This window comes from Paraburkholderia piptadeniae (assembly GCF_900007165.1).
Lineage (GTDB): Bacteria > Pseudomonadota > Gammaproteobacteria > Burkholderiales > Burkholderiaceae > Paraburkholderia > Paraburkholderia piptadeniae.
The window spans coordinates 81,634-99,213 of record NZ_CYGY02000047.1; the positions used below are offsets into that span (position 1 = coordinate 81,634).

Sequence of the window (17,580 nt, forward strand, 5' to 3'; positions counted from 1 at the left end):
CCAATTCCAATTCATCCATGAAAGCTGATGCAGCCTCTGACATCGATTGCACCACTTCGTTTTCCGCGAGCAACCGATTTGAAGGAACACGCCAAGTAGGTGCGGGACTCTTCGACCTTGCCTCTCTGGATCGATTTATCGCGGCTCATGTGCCCAATTATGAGGGCGCGGTTTCTATCGCGCAGTTCAATGGCGGGCAATCCAACCCAACATATAAATTAAGCGGGTCTAAATACAATTGGGTACTTCGTACCAAGCCGGGTCCTGTGAGTCAACTTTTGCCGACAGCGCATGCGATCGAGCGAGAGTACCTTGTCCAGTCGGCGCTCGGTACAACAGGCTTTCCAGTGCCAAAAATGCTGACACTGTGTGAAGACGAGTCCGTCATCGGAAGGGCCTTCTACTTAATGGAACACCTGGACGGCCGCGTGCTATGGGAGCAATCGCTTCCGACGAAGACGCCTGCCGAACGCAGTGCTATTTACGCCGAGATGAACAGCGTGATCGCTGCTCTGCACACAACAGACTATCGTGCGATTGGCCTGCAAGGTTTCGGTCGTGAAAATGGATTCCTGGAGCGTCAGATCAAGCGATGGAGTGCACAGTATCGCGCATCGGAGATTCAACCTATTGCGGAAATGGATGCTTTGATCGAGTGGTTACCTCGAAATGTTCCGTCTTTCAGCCGTACTGCCATCGTCCACGGTGACTATAGGCTGGACAACCTGGTCTTCGATCATCAGGCGCCACGGGTTATTGGTGTGCTTGATTGGGAACTGTCCACCTTGGGTGACCCGGCGGCCGATTTTGCTTATCACTGTGTCGGATTCCATAGCGATCCGATGATGTTTCGTGGTATCGCCGGGCTGGATCTGGCACAACTCGGCATTCCGTCGGAGGCGGAATACGTCGCTCTCTACGAACGCCGGACCGGTATTGATTGTGGCGAACACTGGAATTTCTACATGGCGTTCAGTCTGTTTAAAATCGCCGCCATTTTGCAAGGCGTCGCGAAGCGAGCATCGGAGGGCATAGCCTCCAGTGAGCACGCGCACGATATCGGCGCCAAGGCTCGTGTGCGTGCCGCCGAGGGCTGGGCTGTCGCTAACGAGCTCCGTCTCTGATCGGTTTTCAACCGTCCTTTTTATCCATTACAAGATGCAGAGTAGCTGCGTTCGCAGCGACCAGGAGATATGGCATGTTCATCCAATATTCACCTCGATCCCTTGATTTGCAAGAACGCCTGAAGGCGTTCATGAATGAGCATATCTACCCTAACGAAGAACGTTACGAAGATGAGATGAACGAAAATCGTCGTAAAGGGAATCCGTGGGTGCCAAGCAAACTGGTCGAGGAGCTCAAGCCCAAAGCGCGTGATGCCGGGCTGTGGAACCTTTTCCTGCCTCACTCGGAGCGCGTACCAGAGGGACTGTCCAATCTGGACTACGCGCCGCTGTGCGAAATATTCGGCCGGGTACGGTGGTCTTCGCAGGTCTTCAACTGCTCTGCGCCCGACACCGGCAATATGGAGACGCTGGAGCGCTATGCGTCCGAGACGATCAAGCGCACGTGGCTGGATCCGCTTTTACGCGGAGAAATCCGCTCGGCATTCGCAATGACCGAGCCAGCAGTCGCCTCGTCCGATGCCACCAATATCCAGTCGCGCATCGAACGTAAGGGCGACAAGTACGTCATCAACGGCCGCAAGTGGTGGACATCTGGGTCGGCCGACCCGCGCTGCAAGGTGTTCATCTTCATGGGCAAAACCGACCTCACGGCGCCGCGCCATCGGCAACAGTCGATGTTGGTCGTGCCAGCCGATACCCCGGGGATCGAGATTTTGCGCCCGCTGACGGTTTTCGGTTACGACGACGCACCCAGCGGCCACTGCGAGATCGTGTTCGAGAACGTTGAGGTGCCAGTCGAGAACATTCTGCTGGGTGAGGGCCGGGGCTTCGAGATTGCTCAAGGTCGTCTCGGGCCGGGCCGGATTCACCACTGCATGCGCTCGATCGGTGTCGCAGAGCGTGCGCTGGAGTATATGTGCGCGCGACTGGCTAGCCGAACTGCGTTTGGCGCCAGGCTGGCGGATCAGTCTGTATGGCATGAGCGCGTGGCGGAGTCCCGCTGCATGATCGATCAGGCCCGGTTGCTGGTGCTGCACACCGCTCATTTGATGGATACGGTCGGCAACAAAGTGGCACGTAAGGAAATCGCGATGATCAAGGTCGTTGCACCCAACGTGTCGACCAAGGTCTGCGACTGGGCCATCCAGGCTCACGGGGGCGGAGGTGTGTCCTCGGATTTCCCTCTGGCAGATATGTGGGCGCATCAGCGGACTATCCGCTTTACGGATGGTCCGGATGAAGTACATCGCAACGCCATTGCCAAGATGGAATTCAAGAACTACCTTGGCTCCGCTTCGTCAGAAGTCGAAGTCCCGGTCACGCGTGGGTGCTGACGCGAAAAATGAACTCGAACGTATTTTCTGGCGACGCCAGCATGCGCAATGAAAAAACGAAATCTCGAGCAGCCCTTGGTTCCCTGCGCGTAGTCGACTTGACCCGGGTTCTCGCCGGGCCGTGGGCGATGCAGATCTTTGGCGACCTAGGCGCGGAGATCATCAAGATCGAACGGCCGGGTGAGGGCGACGAGTGTCGGCATTGGGGGCCGCCGTGGATCAAAGAGTCCGACGGCAGCGCGAGTGATGAAGCGGCCTATTTTTTGGCGTCTAACCGCAACAAGAAAAGCGTCGCGGTGGACATCTCAAAAGCCGAAGGGCAGCGCGTCATTCTCGATTTGGTGGCCAACTCGGACATTTTCATCGAAAACTTCAAGGTTGGCGTTTTGAAGAAGTATGGTCTCGACTACGAGTCCATCCGTAAGGTTCGACCGGACATCATCTATCTGTCCTTGACCGGTTTCGGCCAGGATGGTCCCTACTCGGATCGTCCCGGCTATGACTATTTGTTCCAGGGCCTGGGCGGCTTGATGAGTGTTACCGGCGAACCGGACGGTCAGCCTGGTGGAGGCCCTCAGCGCATTGGCATACCCCTGGTAGACATGTTTTCCGGCATGTACGCTTCGGTGGCACTACTGGCCGCACTGTATCACCGCAAGGAAACCGGCCAGGGGCAGTACATTGATATTTCGTTGTTTGACACTGTACTGGCCATTGGCTCCAACCCACTGATGTATTCGCTGGTTGGAGGCAAGGTGCAGCAGCGCAGTGGACGTGCGTCGCCCAGCATCTCACCCTATGGCGTATATCCAGCGCGCGACGGCCTGTTCATTGTCGCCAGCGCGAATCAGTCGCAATGGCAATCGATGTGCCGTGCCGTCGGACGTCCGGAACTCGCTGTCGATCCGCGCTTCGCGACCAACGGTGATCGCATTGCCAATCAGGCGGTACTGAATGAGGTGCTGGCAGAGATCTTCACGGCACACGACCGGGGTCACTGGGAAGAAGTCTTGAATGCCGCCGGCGTGCCGGTAGGACCTATCAACGACTACTTTCAGGCGATCGAGCACCCGCAGGCAAAGTTCAGGCAGTCCATCCTCTCGTTGCCTCACGGTTTAGGCGTGAACGTCCCTGGCGTTGCCAGTCCACTGCGAATGTCCGAAACACCGGTTAGCTACCGAAGTGGCCCACCGTTGCTTGGCCAGCACACCCGGGAAGTACTGTCGCGGCTTCCAGGAATGAGCCCCGAAACACTCAGTCAGCTCGAGGCTGCCGGAGTCATTCAGCAAAGTCCGCCGCGATAGTGCGTGGCTCGAATTGACAAAAAAAGATAGGAGACGAGATGAGTAAATTCGATAGTCAATACCCCATGCCGGGTCGGCGCAAGTTCATTCGCGTTCTTTGTTCCGGCGCAGCCGGCGCTGCGGCAGCGTGGGCGCTGCCCGCCTGGTCACAGGACGTCTATCCATCGAACGCCCTTAACCTGATCGTGCCCTGGTCGGCAGGCGGAGGCAGCGATGCTGCGATGCGCGCCTTCGCCCAGGTTGCTAACAAATACCTGAAACAAGCGGTCATTGTGATAAACATGCCTGGTGCAGGCGGCACAATCGGGCCTGCGCACATGGCGCATAGTGCGAAGCCTGATGGCTATACGATCGGACAGATACCCGGCGGCGTTTTTCGCCAGCCGGCGATGCGCAAAACAGCCTGGGACCCGTTGAAGGATTTCAGCTATATATCGCGCATCGGCGGATACGAGGTGGCGATTGCCGTTCGGGCAGATTCCCCGTTCAAGACGCTAGGCGATGTCATCGCATTTGCGAAGGACAATCCTGGAAAGGTGTCGTACGGATCTACTGGCGTTGGCACCTCCAATCATCTTGGCATCGCTGCAGTGGGACTTAAAGCCGGTGTGCAACTCACGCATGTGCCGTTCAAGGGCAGTGCCGAATCGTTGACTGCTCTCATGGGAGGGCACATCACGCTCGTTTCTTCCGAGTCGGCGGGCAGTTTCATCGATAGCGGCAAGATGCGCGCATTGGCTACCGCCGGAGAGAAAAGGCTGGGCCGTTGGCCTAACGTCCCCACGCTGATTGAACTGGGTTACAACGTCGTCTCTGACTCACCCTATGGATTGGCGGGGCCGGCTGGAATGGATCCCAAAATCGTCGCCTATCTGGACAACGTGGTGAAACAGGTTACGAAAGATCCGGAATTCCTCGCGGCAATGGACAAGCTGGATCAGACGGTGATCTATCTGAATACGGCGGACTACAAATCGTCCGTCGTGAAAGAAGTGGCCGACAGCAAGCGATTGATCGAAGCACTCGGAATTGCAGGGAAATCATGATGACGCCGTCTCTTGACAACATGTTCGACCTGAGCGGCAAGGTCGCGCTGGTTACGGGTGGAAGCCGTGGTATCGGACGCGCCATATCGCTGCGGCTCGCTCAGCACGGAGCCACGGTGGTGGTGTCCAGTCGCAAGGTCGAGGCCTGCCAGGAAGTCGTAGACGAGATTCGGTGCGGTGGCGGCGAAGCCGAAGCGAAGGCGTGCAATATCGCTGAAAAAGGGCAATTGCAGGCATTGGTGGAGCACACGGTCGAAAAGCTGGGTGGAGTCGATGTGCTCGTGTGCAATGCCGCTGTCAACCCGTATTTCGGGCCGTCGAACGAGATGAGCGACGAGGCGTTCGATCGCGTCATGGGATGCAACGTCCGCAGCAACTTCCAGCTGGTGAACATGGCTATACCGTCAATGCTTGAACGCGGTGGCGGTTCCATTATCGTCATCTCGTCGATTGGCGGTTTTATCGGCTCGGACGTATTGGGTGCGTACTCGATTTCCAAGGCGGCGGATATGCAGCTTGTTCGCAACATCGCCGTGGAATGGGGCGGAAAGAATGTGCGGGCTAACTGTATTGCGCCCGGACTCATCCGGACCGACTTCGCACGCGCGCTTTGGGAAAACGAAAAGATTCTCGAATCCACGTTGCGCAATACGCCGATGAAGCGTATCGGCGAAGCTGACGAGATTGCCGGGGCGGCTGTATTCCTCGCCTCACCGGCTGCTGGCTACATGAATGGACAGACGCTTGCGGTCGATGGTGGGCGGTTGGCGGGCGTGCCACGCGCCCAGCTATCCGACTCAGTAACGTAAGCCAAAGAGAATATGTGAGCCAACACCATGAATACGGACCATCTGACTCAACTCAACGTCACCATTCAGGACGGTGTAGCCGTACTGGAGTTCAATTTCCCACCGGTCAATGCGCTGAGCCGCGTACTCAGCGACGAACTCACCTCCACGCTGGACATCATTTCAGAGACCGACGAAGTACGCGCCGTGATCCTGACTGCTGCCGGCAAGGTATTCTGTGCGGGCGCCGACCTGAAGGGGCGATCCGAGATCATCAAAGGGCCAGGCGATCTTCCCGCGCATTCGCGCCGTACGCGCGAGTGCTTTCACGCAATCCGCGAGTGCACCAAGCCCGTTATTGCCGCCGTAAACGGCGCGGCACTCGGAGCTGGATTGGCGATTGTCGCGTCGTGCGACATCGTCGTCGCGTCTGAGAAGGCGAGCCTGGGCTTGCCCGAAATCGACGTCGGGCTGATGGGGGGAGCCAGTCACGCCATGCGGCTTTTCCCACATTCGCTGCTGCGCCGTATGGTCTTCACGGGTTACCGGGTTGCCGGCCCGGAACTGTACAACCTGGGCGTTGCGGTCGCGTGCGTGCCCCCGGAAGAGTTGCTTGCCACGGCCAGAGGCATTGCCGATACGGTTGCCGCGAAGAGCCCACTAGCCGTGCGGCTGTCCAAGCAGACGCTGAATGCGATCGAGGATATGAGCCTGCGCGACGGCTATCGCTACGAACAGGATATGACTGCAGCGATTGCACGCACAGAAGATGCCCGTGAAGCTCAGCGTGCGTTCCTGGAAAAGCGTGCGCCTGTGTTTGTCGGACGCTAACCGGGACTCTTCATATGACTTCAGAAACGTCTTCCCTGGCCATTGGCCAGGAAACGGCAACGACCGTAGCGCCCGTTCATTTTCAGATCGAACGTGGCTTTGCCGTCATTCGCATGGACAACCCGCCGTTGAATGGCCTGTCCTGGGCCCTGCGGCAGGAGCTATTGCGCAGGCTCGACCAGGCCATAGCCGACCCGAGCGTCGTCGCGGTGGTGCTGGCGGGGACCGCCAAGGCTTTCTCATGCGGCGCCGATGTCAAGGAGTTCGGCACACCGCAGTCGCGGCGGCAACCGACGCTGACCTCATTGATTCGCGCTTTCGAAGATGCGTCCAAGCCGACGATTGCAGCGATCTCAGGCATGGCGCTCGGCGGTGGGCTGGAGCTGGCGATGGGCTGCCATTTCCGCGTATCCCAGCGTGATGCCCGTTTGGGGCTGCCGGAAATCAAACTGGGGCTGATGCCGGGGGCGGGCGGTACGCAGCGACTGCCTCGTCTCGTCGGTCTGGATCGCGCATTGAACATGATCCTCACCGGGGCCGCTTTCAAGGCGGTCGAGTTTAACGGCACCCGAATGGTTGACGAGATCACGGACGGCGACGTAGTCGAGACGGCGATCGCTTATGCACAGCGCGTCGCGAGTGAGGGACGCCCGCTACCGCGCACGCGGCAGATCACCTTTGAAGCGTCGCACGCTGACGCGCTACTTGCGTTCGCCCGTCAGGCTGTGAAAGGACAGAAGCAGGCGACCTCTGCGCCGGAGCGATGCATCGAAGCGCTGCAAGCGGCTTGTCGTGAGAGCTTCGATACGGGCATGGCCGTCGAGCGCCGGGCTTTCGACACATTGATGCTTTCTCCTGAGTCGCGCGCGCTGCAGCATGCGTTCAAGGCCGAACGCGAGGCTGCCAGGATGCCCGGGTTGGCCGTCGATTCCTTGCCGCCAATTCGCACGGTTGGTGTCGTTGGTGCTGGCACGATGGGCCGCGGTATTGCGCTGACTTTTCTCGATGCCGGCTTGAGCGTGCGTTTGCTGGAGATGCAGCAAAGCGCTCTCGATAAGGGTGTGAGTTTTATTCATGCCGAGCTGGACAAGGCTGCGGCCAAGGGGCGCCTGGATGCCGATGCGTTGCAGGCGCGCAAAGCAGCATTGCTGCCCACGCTGGAATACGAGGCATTTTCCGACGTCGATCTTGCGATCGAGGCCGTATTTGAGGACATCGGTGTCAAGCAAACCGTGTTTGAGGCGCTGGACAGTGTCCTGAAACCGGGCGCCATTTTGGCGTCTAACACGTCGGCTCTGAATCTGGATGAGATTGCGCGTTTCACGCGCCGCCCCAGCGACGTCGTCGGTCTTCACTTCTTCAGTCCGGCGCACGTCATGCGGCTGCTGGAAGTCGTCCGCGGAAAGGAGACTCGCCCCGCCGTCCTGGCTGCGGCTATGCAACTGGCCAAGCGGATCGGCAAGGTGGCTGTCGTTGCGGGTGTGTGCGATGGATTTATCGGCAATCGTATGGTCGCGCGTTATCTGAGTGCCGCCAACGAAATGCTGTGTCAGGGCGCGACGCCCACGCTGGTCGACAGCGCATTGGAGCGCTTCGGAATGGCAATGGGCGTCTTCCGCATGGGAGACCTGGCCGGCCTCGACATCGGATGGGCTGGGCGCAAGCGGCGCGCTGCCGCGTACCCGGACCAGGACTTCAGCGTGGTTGCCGACCGTCTGTGTGAGGCAGGACGGTTCGGCCAGAAGACGGGTGCGGGCTGGTACCGCTATGAATCCGGGCGTCGGGATGCAATTCCCGATCCCGCAGTCGAGGACATCATCCGTCAATGGCGTTCCGAACGCGGATGGACGCCACGCACGATCAGCTCAGACGAGGTCGTTGAAGCGTGCATCTTCGCGCTCGTCAATGAAGGCGCTCGAATTCTGGAGGAAGGCATCGCGGCTCGTGCCAGCGACATCGATGTCGTGTACCTGAATGGTTATGGCTTTCCGCGCCATCGCGGAGGACCCATGTGGTACGCCGACCAGGTGGGCTTGCCAATGGTGGTACGTACGTTGCGCCGGATCGCGTCACAGCCGGGCGTGAATGGTGCCTTCTGGACGCCGGCCCCTCTGCTCGTGCGAATGGCCGAAGAGGGACGGAGCTTCAATTGATCGTAGAACTACCATTTCCAGGAGTCCCGCGATGGACGCTGTGATCGTTTCCACTGCCCGTACAGGCCTGGCAAAGAGCTGGAAGGGTGCTTTCAACATGACCTATGGCGCCACGCTGGGCGGCCATGCCGTCCAGCATGCGGTGGCCCGCTCAGGTATCGATCCGGCGGAGGTCGAGGACCTGTTCATTGGCTGCACCCACGGCGAAGGTACCACCGGCGGCAATATCGCGCGGCAGATCGCGCTGCGTGCCGGTCTTCCAGTGACGGCCTGCGGCGTCACGATTAACCGGTTTTGCTCATCGGGCTTGCAGGCCATCGCGATGGCCGCACAAGCCGTGCTCGTTGACGGGGTCCAGGTGGCCGTAGCGGGCGGCGTCGAATCCATTTCGTGTGTCCAGAACGAACTCAATCTGCACATGAAGCGTGATCCTTGGCTACTTCAGCACAAGCCGGAAATTTACTGGTCCATGCTACAGACGGCCGAACAGGTTGCCAGGCGTTATGGGATCGACAGGCAACGACAGGACGAATACGGTGTGCGCAGCCAGCAGCGTGCTGCCGTTGCACAGTCGGAAGGTCGTTTCGACGATGAGATCGTGCCCATGACGACAACGATGGGCATTTTTGACAGCCGAGCCGGCGTAATCTCGACGCGCGAAGTCACGATCACAGCCGACGAAGGGATTCGTCCCGGCACGACGCTCGAGGCCGTGCAGCGGATACGCCCTGCGCAGGCGGACGGCATGATTACGGCCGGCAATGCCAGTCAGTTTTCGGACGGCTCGTCAGCTTGCGTCGTAATGAACAGCCAGCGTGCCGAGCGCTTGGGCTTGCAGCCACTGGGTATCTTCCGGGGGTTTGCGGTTGCCGGTTGCGAGCCCGACGAAATGGGCATTGGTCCCGTATTCGCAATCCCAAGATTGCTGAAGCGTACTGGTCTGACGGTCGATGACATCGGACTGTGGGAGATCAACGAGGCTTTTGCGGTGCAGGTGCTCTACTGCCGTGACAAGCTGGGCATTCCTGATGAACGTCTCAACGTCAACGGTGGGGCCATTGCTGTTGGTCATCCCTACGGCGTCAGTGGGGCGCGTCTCGTTGGCCACGCACTGATAGAAGGTCGTCGCCGTGGCGTCAAGTACGTCGTGGTCAGCATGTGCATCGGCGGCGGGCAAGGCGCGGCAGGACTGTTCGAAGTGTGTCCTTGATCGCTCCTGGTAGCCGCTCATTGGGAGCGGCGCGCCGGATTCGATCTTGAGGTTCTCCACGTCGCAAGAATTCAGAATAACTAAGCGGACGTAGAGCGCCAGATGATTCACGAGCTGCGCCCGATTGCCAGTACCCGAAGTTCGCATTCAGCCGTCTCTCAGCGATTTGAGAACACGACCGTGGCGATATCTGACAAACATGAAGTCCGTGCAATCCGGCGTTGGATAAGGATGGTGGTCATTCATCAGCGACCCGGCCCGATGAGTGTTAGCTAACCGGAGGAGACAAATGAAAAACAGACGGTCAATCTTCCGTCTCACTGCGTATAACCAGGACTACTATGGCGGCGGCCTGCTGTTGCTGCTCGGCCTCGTCGTAGTTGCGGAAGGCTGGACATATGAAGTCGGTAGTCTGAATCAAATGGGACCGGGTTTTTTCCCCGTTGCTTTGGGGGCGATTTTGGCGATTATCGGCATGGCAATAGCCGCAGGCGCCCGACGCGAACAGGACACTTCCGAATCCGCGGACGACGATTTTCAGCCTGAATGGAGAGGCTGGATCTGCATCGTGGTTGGCGTGGTCGCATTTGTCGTGCTCGGGAAATACAGTGGTTTGTTGCCAGCCAGTTTCGCTGTCGTGTTTATTTCTGCATTAGGCGACCGCGAGAATACCATCCTGTCCGCGCTTTGCCTGGCGACTGGAATTTGCCTGTTCAGTGTGATTGTGTTCTGGTGGGCCTTAAAGGTGCAATTGCCATTATTCTCGTGGGGAAACTGAACAATGATCTTCCAATCCCTGTCTGATTTGTGGCAAGGCTTCGGCGTCGCCCTCCAGTTCAACAACCTGTTGTGGTCGTTTGTCGGCGTGTTGATTGGCAACCTTATCGGTGTCCTGCCGGGAATGGGTGCCATGTCCGCAATGTCAATGTTGCTGCCGCTGACTTATGTCATGCAGCCGGTGCCGGCGATTCTGATGCTGGCCGGGATTTTCTATGGATCTCAGTACGGCGGCGCAATCGGTGCCATTTTGTTAAATCTTCCCTGCCACCCGCCGCATGCCGTGACATGTCTCGATGGATACCCGTTGACGCGCAAAGGCAAAGGCGGAACAGCGCTCGGCATTACGATGATTTCATCATTCTTTGCTGCGTCATTCGGCATTGTGGTGATGATCTTCGCGTCGCCATTGCTCGTTAAGGTCGCATTCAAGTTCGGCCCCGCCGAGCTGTTTTCGATCATGATGGTGGGACTGATTGCCGGCGGCACCATGTCAAGAGGCAGGCCGCTAAAAGGGGTCGCCATGACGGTCCTGGGCCTTGTGCTCGGGCTGGTCGGAACTGATGTCAATAGCGGTGTAATGCGCTTCACCTTCGGTATCACCGATCTGGCGGACCACGTAGAACTCGTGGCGCTGGCGCTCGGCCTGTTTGGCGTTGCTGAATTTCTGCGCAACGTAAACAAGATGGAGGCGGTGGGTTCCGGCACGTCGGTGAGAATGCGTGACATGCGCCCGAGCAAATCGGAGCTAAAGGAGTCGTTTTTTCCGATGCTGCGCGGAACACTTGTCGGCACCATCTTCGGCGCGATGCCTGGTACGGGACCGACGATCACTACATTTCTCGCCTACGCCGCGGAAAAGAAACTGTCGAGGAAGCCGGAGCAATTCGGCCAGGGAGCTCTCGGTGGCGTCGCTGCACCGGAGGCTGCTTCGCACTCGAAGACACAGGTCGACTTTATTCCGACAATGAGCCTCGGTATTCCAGGTGACCCGGTGATGGCTTTGATACTCGGTGCGCTCCTGATTCAGGGTATCCAGCCTGGCCCACAACTCATTACTGAGCATGCCGATTTGTTCTGGGGGCTGATCGCGAGTTTCTGGGTGGGTAACGTGCTGCTCATGATCTTGAACGTGCCACTGATCGGCGTATGGGTTAAATTGCTGCAAGTGCCGTATCGATACCTTTACTCTGCCGCGTTGTTTTTTATCTGCATTGGAGTCTATACCACCAACAACAGCCTGTTCCAGGTTGGCGAGGTTGCCGTGTTCGGTGTGGCAGGCGCGCTGCTGCTGGCGCTCAAGTTTCCGGTATCGCCGATTCTGCTGGGTTACGTGTTGGGCCCGATGGTCGAGGAAAATTTCCGGAGAGCACTGTTGATCTCGAATGGTGAGCTCATGGTGTTCGTCCAGAGTCCGATCAGCGCGGTGTTTGTCGCAATATCTGCACTTTTGATCGCCTTGCAAATCTATTTCTGGATGAAGGCGAGGTGGCACGATCGTCGTCACCGTCGCTTGGGTGCCGTTCAGAATCGCGCCTGAGGTGTGCGATTTGTAGACATGGTTTCACTTTTTTCGGTGCCGGTACCGGCCATCTCCCGCGATGGCCGGCAAGAATTTTTTGTCTATTCGCTGCTCTTGGTGCGGGATAGGTGCCTTCCGAGTTCATGTTGCGCGCCTTAGCCGAGAGCAGCTTTCCGATTAACACATGAAGCGTGTAGGCAGCGGCCCCGCTGGGCGCGCCGCCTTCGTCACGGATTCCTCGGCCTTGCTGAAGCCTCGCAGCGTGGGCGAAATCCTGATCGCCGTGATCGATCGCTCCGCAAGCCCATTCGAAGCGTTGGTTGCGGCATTCCCAACAAGCGCACTGCAAACCTGCATTGTCCATCTATTTGCGTGTCATCTGGCCGCGCATCTGATCGTATACATCGGCAATTAATATCTGGAATATCGTAAGAAGTCCTTCATAGACGACTATCAGATACTCCTTGAGGCTGAGCCAGAATCAGGGCCGTTCTTCACAGCATGACCGCCTTTCCGGCAAGGGCGGATCATGATGGATTTGTTCACTTCTAAATCGTCCATTTGTCGGAGCCGAGCTTGCAGACCAGGGTGAAGCCATAACGTCTGGGGCATAGCTGAACTGTGCCGAAAGTAGCTACCTCTAAAAACCGTTCGGTCATACATTTCAAATATTCAATTATCCTTAAGGCATGTATGTCCGCAACATTCTTCGTTCCTCAAGTTTCATCTCAAGAAGACCTCGATGCGATCCGAGACAGCGCACGCTCTCTGTTGAGCGCGATTGGCGGTCCCGCGCGGATGCGGGCGCGCAGAAGGTTGGAGGGTGGACTGGATCGTGATGCGTGGCGTCAGGCGGTCGATATTGGCTGGCTGGCGATATTGACTCCCGAAGAGCTCGGTGGGCTAGGGTTGGGCCTGCAACACGCGGCAGTCGTGGCCGAAGAGGTCGGTCGTCATCTTTGGACGGAGCCACTCACCGCGGCCGGTTTCCTGCCGGTGCTCGCATTGCGTACCCTGTCTGTGCAAACGCGCTGCCGGGATCTTCTCGAGAAAATACTCAGTGGAGAGTGTTTGGCGGGCCTCGCCTGGCAAGAGAACGACGGCGACGTTGGTTCACCGGCAGTGCATACGCTACGCGCCGAGACGAGTTCAGATGCCGTCGTGCTCAATGGCAACAAGCGGTGGGTGACTCCGACCCAGGGTGTTGACGGCTGGCTCGTGTGGGCGGATAGCAAGCAAGGCAAGGTGGTCGTCTGGGTACCGGCGGACACACCGGGAATCGAAGTTTGCACGCAGAGACGGCCAGACGGCTCTTCGATGGGAACGATTACGCTGAGCGGGGTATCGCTGCCGCTTTCGAACGTGCTGGCAACCGGAGATTTGACCAGACAGGCTCTTGATCAAGCGCTGGAGTGCGCATGTCTGCTTCAGGCATCCGAGCTGTTAGGCGTTGCGCGGCAGCTATACGACATCACCAGGGAGTACCTGACAACACGCGTGCAGTTCGGTCGGCCGATCGGTGCCAATCAGGCGTTACAGCATCGCATGGTTGACGCGTATATCCAGATCGAATTGACGGCGGCCAGCCTGGAAGAGTGCCTCGTCGGAGCCCAGGCCGACGCATCCCGTTTGGCGCTGCTGGCGAGTCGCGCCAAGGCACGTGCTGCCCGCACGGCTCGGGAGTTGGCCCGTCTTGCGATTCAGTTTCACGGCGCGATGGGGTACACGGACGAATGCGACGTTGGCCTGTACTTCAAGCGTGCAATTCATCTTTCGACGTGGCTGGGGAACGCCAAGGCACACATGCGGCGTCATCACCAGTTGCTGCGTCAGGCGGTACAGGTTTCTGCGGAATCCGATGCGCCCGAGTGGAAAGGAAACGATTATCCACGCGACGCGGACTGGGGCGCCATGAGCGACGGTGAATTCCGGGCCATGCTCCGCAGCTTTTTCCGGGAACACTACCCTGAATCTCTTCGCCATGTGTCGCGCCGCGTACGCTGGCATGAGACGCGGGAGTGGTACATGACGCTCTCTCGCCAAGGCTGGCTGGCGCCATCCTGGCCTCGGCAGCACGGCGGTATGGGACTGCCCGCAGAGAAGCTGCTTGCGTATATCGAAGAGCAGGAAGAGTACGGCATTGCACGCATGCCCGACCAGGGGCTGATCAATCTTGGACCACTTCTGATCCGGTTCGGCACACGGGGGCAACAGACGGAGTGGTTGCCGAAGATCATCAGCGGCGAGCATATCTGGTGTCAGGGCTATTCGGAACCCAATGCCGGATCGGATCTGGCCTCGCTGCGCACCGAGGCACGGCTCGACGGCGACGACTATATCGTCAATGGGCAGAAGATCTGGACGACGCTGGCACACGATGCAACGCACAGCTTCCTCCTGGTGCGAACAAGCAAGCTCGCACGCAAGCAGGAGGGCATCAGTTTCCTGCTGGTCGACTTGCGCTCTCCGGGCGTCACCATCCGCCCGATTCGCAATATCGCTGATGACGAGGAGTTCTGTGAAGTCTTCTTCGACAACGTGCGCGTTCCGCGATCGAACCTCCTGGGACAGCCTGATGAGGGTTGGGCAATCGCCAAGGCCTTGCTGGGATTTGAGCGACTATTTGTGGGTAGCCCAAAGACTGTTCAGTATGCCTTGTCGCAATTGCGGTCGGTCGCGCAAGCCAGAAATCTGTTCGCCGATGCGGCGTTCAATGACGAATATGCAGCACTCGAACTTGACCTGGCCGATCTAAAGAGTCTCTACACGAAGTTCTCGGAGTTTGTGAAACGTGGGGATTCTCTGCCTTCGAGTGTCTCGATCCTGAAGATCTGGGCTACTGAGACGTATGCTCGCATCGGTGAGAAGCTGATCGAGGCTGCCGACGAATACGGCGGTACGTTCGACGATCAGACGATCGCCGGATTGCGTACGAATCCTGCCGCGCCTTTGCTTAATGCGTTGGTCACTACCATATATGGCGGTACTAACGAAATTCAACGAAACATCCTTGCGCGCAACGTCTTGGAATTGCCACAGTGAACTTCAGGGCCTTGGAGGTAGCGGCCCAAAGCACAAGTGCAGCGTAGCCGTCGGCGGTGCTCGCGTGTGGCACGTCCCGGAACAGAGGGACGAGGTGGCGATACGGTCCGAGGCTCTGTGCTTTGGTCCACTCAACGGGCGTGCACAGACTGGCGCTGGCCTGTGCACTAGTAACGTTGTTGGAAAACAGTCAGCGCCATTAAGTTGATGTTAAGAAAATACGGAGACGTTTTGTGAATCGAGGAAAATTGAACGGAGTCGCAGGCACAACTGGCGCACTGTGCGCGGTGGTGCTGCTCGGCAATGTGATGGCGCCGGATGCTCATGCGCAGAATAGCGTGACGCTTTACGGAGTAGTGGACGCAGGCGTGACCTACACGTCGAATGCGGGCGGTTCGAACCAGTACGCGCTGACGAGCGGCAACATGGGCGCAAACCGCTGGGGGCTACGCGGCAGCGAAGATCTCGGCGGTGGCCTGAGCACGATCTTCACGCTGGAAAGTGGCTTTACGATAGCCAACGGCAAGTTTGGGCAGAACGGCACGTTTTTCGGCCGTCAGGCCTTTGTGGGGCTGTCCGGCAGCTGGGGAGCGGTGACCCTTGGGCGGCAATACGCCAGCTCATCACAGTTTGTCGGACCGCTTGCATCCGGCAGTAGCTGGGCGGCGCCAGGCATGGGGTACGGCACGCATCCGGCCGATCTGGACAACCTCAACAGCACCAACCGCATTAACAACTCAATCAAGTTCGCGAGCGCGAACTACAACGGCCTGACCTTCGGTGGCCTGTACAGTCTCGGTGGTGTTGCAGGAGACTTTTCGCGTAACCAGATTTACTCGCTCGCGATAGGCTACACGCAGGGGCCAGTCAAGCTGGCGCTAGGCTACCTGAACGTACGCAACCCCAACTATTCGTTCTGGGGCAACAAGGCGAACGACAGCACGACTGCCAGCAACATAACAAGTCCGGTGATTGCCGGGTATGCGTCGGCCAACACACAACAGGTCATTGCTGCGGGCACATCGTATGCGATTGGCAGCGCGACGCTCGGTGCGGTCTACAGCAATGTCCGGTTTTCAGGGCTGGGGGCGACACCCGTGGCAGGTCTGAGCTCAACCGCGGCCGCGTACCGGGGAAGCGCAACGTTCAACAACGGAGAACTGAACGCGAAGTATCAGGTGAGCCCCGCCCTTCTGGTTGGTGCCGCCTTCGACTACATGAAAGGCAACGGCGCAGGACAGGGCGGCGTGATTTACCGCCAGTTCAACCTCGGTGCGGACTACTTCCTCTCAAAAGCGACCGATTTCTATGCGGTCGCAGTATTCCAGAATGCATCCGGTGTTGACTCGCGGGGTGTGCGTGCAGTCGCCGCCATTACGGGCGCGACGCCGTCGACCAGCTCCAGTCAGACCGTGGTGACAGCAGGGATACGACATCTGTTCTGACGTGCTGCCGTCCGGCGAGAAAGATCTGTACACACAGGGAGTCCGCTGTGAAGTGCTCAATAAGGCACGGAAACGGTGGCTCTCGACACCGGAAACATGCAGATCAGACCGTGATCTACCAGAATACGAGGGACTGCAAGATGATGTTCATTGAAAAAAAGCGGGTTGATAGCATGAGATTGATCGAAGCACTGGGGCTCGTGGAGAGATGATGTCATCGCATAACGAGATGTTTGACTCGAGTGGCAAGGTTGCCCGGGTTATGAACATGGCGCGGTTTGACGGAAAAGTCATCCTCATCAGCGGAGGAGCCCGCGGGCAGGGGGCCGCCGAGGCGCGGCAGCTCGTGAAGGAGGGCGCGCAAGTTGTGATTGGCGACGTGCTTGAGGAACAAGGCCGGATGCTTGTCAGGGAACTTGGCGATGCCGCCACCTTTGTTCTTCACGACGTGACGAGCCCGGTCGACTGGGATAGGGCGGTGCACGCCGCCGAGGAAAGAGGTGGTCTGCATGGTCTCGTCAACAATGCCGGTATTTTCCAACCGAAAACCCTGATGGAAACTGACCTGGCGCTTTGGGAGCGGCACCTGCGGGTCAACCAGACCGGTTGCTTCCTGGGCATGAAGACGGCGGTTCCGGCGCTTGAGCGCGCGGGAGGCGGCGCGATTGTGAATATCTCATCGACTGCGGGCTTGCACGGTTCAGCTCCCACCTTTGCCTATAGCGCCACGAAATGGGCGATACGAGGCATGACGAAATCCGCGGCCCTCGACCTGGCGAGCAAAAACATTCGTGTGAACTCGGTGCATCCTGGTCCGATCGATACCGATATGCTGAACGTGCGCACGCCCGAACAGAATTCGGCACGGTCGGCGCAGGTGCCGTTGAAGCGCCAGGGCACGGTAGACGAAGTGGCACAACTCGTCTTATTCCTCCTGTCGGGGGAAAGCGCCTACATCACAGGCGCGGAGATCGCGATTGACGGTGGCGTGTCGGCATAAG

General features: G+C 58.5%; 14 protein-coding genes. All 14 read left to right on the forward strand.

What is annotated here, in order from left to right; all coding sequences use genetic code 11:
• The first annotated feature begins 17 nt into the window (after nucleotides 1–17).
• The 14 genes from BN2476_RS24445 to BN2476_RS24510 all read left to right on the forward strand — a co-directional run bounded on the left by BN2476_RS24445 (nucleotide 18) and on the right by BN2476_RS24510 (nucleotide 17,579).
• Complete coding sequence (locus BN2476_RS24445; RefSeq protein ID WP_087736746.1) at nucleotides 18–1,124, forward strand: phosphotransferase; 1,107 nt, start codon at nucleotides 18–20, stop codon at nucleotides 1,122–1,124.
• A gap of 74 nt (nucleotides 1,125–1,198) precedes the next feature.
• A complete protein-coding gene (locus tag BN2476_RS24450; protein WP_087736747.1) occupies nucleotides 1,199–2,461 on the forward strand; it encodes an acyl-CoA dehydrogenase family protein in 1,263 nt (420 codons plus the stop codon).
• A gap of 8 nt (nucleotides 2,462–2,469) precedes the next feature.
• Nucleotides 2,470–3,765 carry a CaiB/BaiF CoA transferase family protein gene (locus BN2476_RS24455; protein WP_235850940.1) on the forward strand — a complete coding sequence of 432 codons (1,296 nt, stop codon included), beginning with the start codon at nucleotides 2,470–2,472 and terminating at the stop codon, nucleotides 3,763–3,765.
• Between the two features lie 38 nt (nucleotides 3,766–3,803).
• Nucleotides 3,804–4,811 carry a tripartite tricarboxylate transporter substrate binding protein gene (locus tag BN2476_RS24460; protein ID WP_087736748.1) on the forward strand — a complete coding sequence of 336 codons (1,008 nt, stop codon included), beginning with the start codon at nucleotides 3,804–3,806 and terminating at the stop codon, nucleotides 4,809–4,811.
• Complete coding sequence (locus tag BN2476_RS24465) at nucleotides 4,808–5,620, forward strand: SDR family NAD(P)-dependent oxidoreductase (protein ID WP_235850941.1); 813 nt, start codon at nucleotides 4,808–4,810, stop codon at nucleotides 5,618–5,620. The genes BN2476_RS24460 and BN2476_RS24465 overlap by 4 nt, the downstream gene beginning before the upstream one ends.
• Nucleotides 5,621–5,647: 27 nt before the next feature.
• Nucleotides 5,648–6,430 (forward strand): enoyl-CoA hydratase/isomerase family protein, encoded by a 783-nt coding sequence (locus tag BN2476_RS24470; protein ID WP_087736749.1) that lies wholly within the window; start codon nucleotides 5,648–5,650, stop codon nucleotides 6,428–6,430.
• A 14-nt stretch (nucleotides 6,431–6,444) separates the two neighbouring features.
• Nucleotides 6,445–8,583, forward strand: coding sequence for a 3-hydroxyacyl-CoA dehydrogenase NAD-binding domain-containing protein (locus BN2476_RS24475; RefSeq protein ID WP_087736750.1), 2,139 nt, complete (start codon nucleotides 6,445–6,447; stop codon nucleotides 8,581–8,583).
• Nucleotides 8,584–8,614: 31 nt separating this feature from the next.
• The gene (locus BN2476_RS24480) at nucleotides 8,615–9,793 is read left to right on the forward strand and encodes an acetyl-CoA C-acyltransferase (protein WP_087736751.1); all 1,179 of its coding nucleotides are present in this window, start codon (nucleotides 8,615–8,617) and stop codon (nucleotides 9,791–9,793) included.
• A gap of 289 nt (nucleotides 9,794–10,082) precedes the next feature.
• Nucleotides 10,083–10,571 (forward strand): tripartite tricarboxylate transporter TctB family protein, encoded by a 489-nt coding sequence (locus tag BN2476_RS24485; RefSeq protein WP_087736784.1) that lies wholly within the window; start codon nucleotides 10,083–10,085, stop codon nucleotides 10,569–10,571.
• A 3-nt stretch (nucleotides 10,572–10,574) separates the two neighbouring features.
• A complete protein-coding gene (locus BN2476_RS24490; protein WP_087736752.1) occupies nucleotides 10,575–12,110 on the forward strand; it encodes a tripartite tricarboxylate transporter permease in 1,536 nt (511 codons plus the stop codon).
• 166 nt (nucleotides 12,111–12,276) lie between these two features.
• Nucleotides 12,277–12,507 carry a transposase gene (locus tag BN2476_RS49950; protein WP_087736753.1) on the forward strand — a complete coding sequence of 77 codons (231 nt, stop codon included), beginning with the start codon at nucleotides 12,277–12,279 and terminating at the stop codon, nucleotides 12,505–12,507.
• A 278-nt stretch (nucleotides 12,508–12,785) separates the two neighbouring features.
• Complete coding sequence (locus BN2476_RS24500) at nucleotides 12,786–15,134, forward strand: acyl-CoA dehydrogenase family protein (protein ID WP_087736754.1); 2,349 nt, start codon at nucleotides 12,786–12,788, stop codon at nucleotides 15,132–15,134.
• Nucleotides 15,135–15,442: 308 nt separating this feature from the next.
• Complete coding sequence (locus tag BN2476_RS24505) at nucleotides 15,443–16,579, forward strand: porin (protein WP_087736785.1); 1,137 nt, start codon at nucleotides 15,443–15,445, stop codon at nucleotides 16,577–16,579.
• Between the two features lie 211 nt (nucleotides 16,580–16,790).
• A complete protein-coding gene (locus tag BN2476_RS24510; protein WP_328590357.1) occupies nucleotides 16,791–17,579 on the forward strand; it encodes an SDR family NAD(P)-dependent oxidoreductase in 789 nt (262 codons plus the stop codon).
• Nucleotide 17,580: the final 1 nt, after the last annotated feature.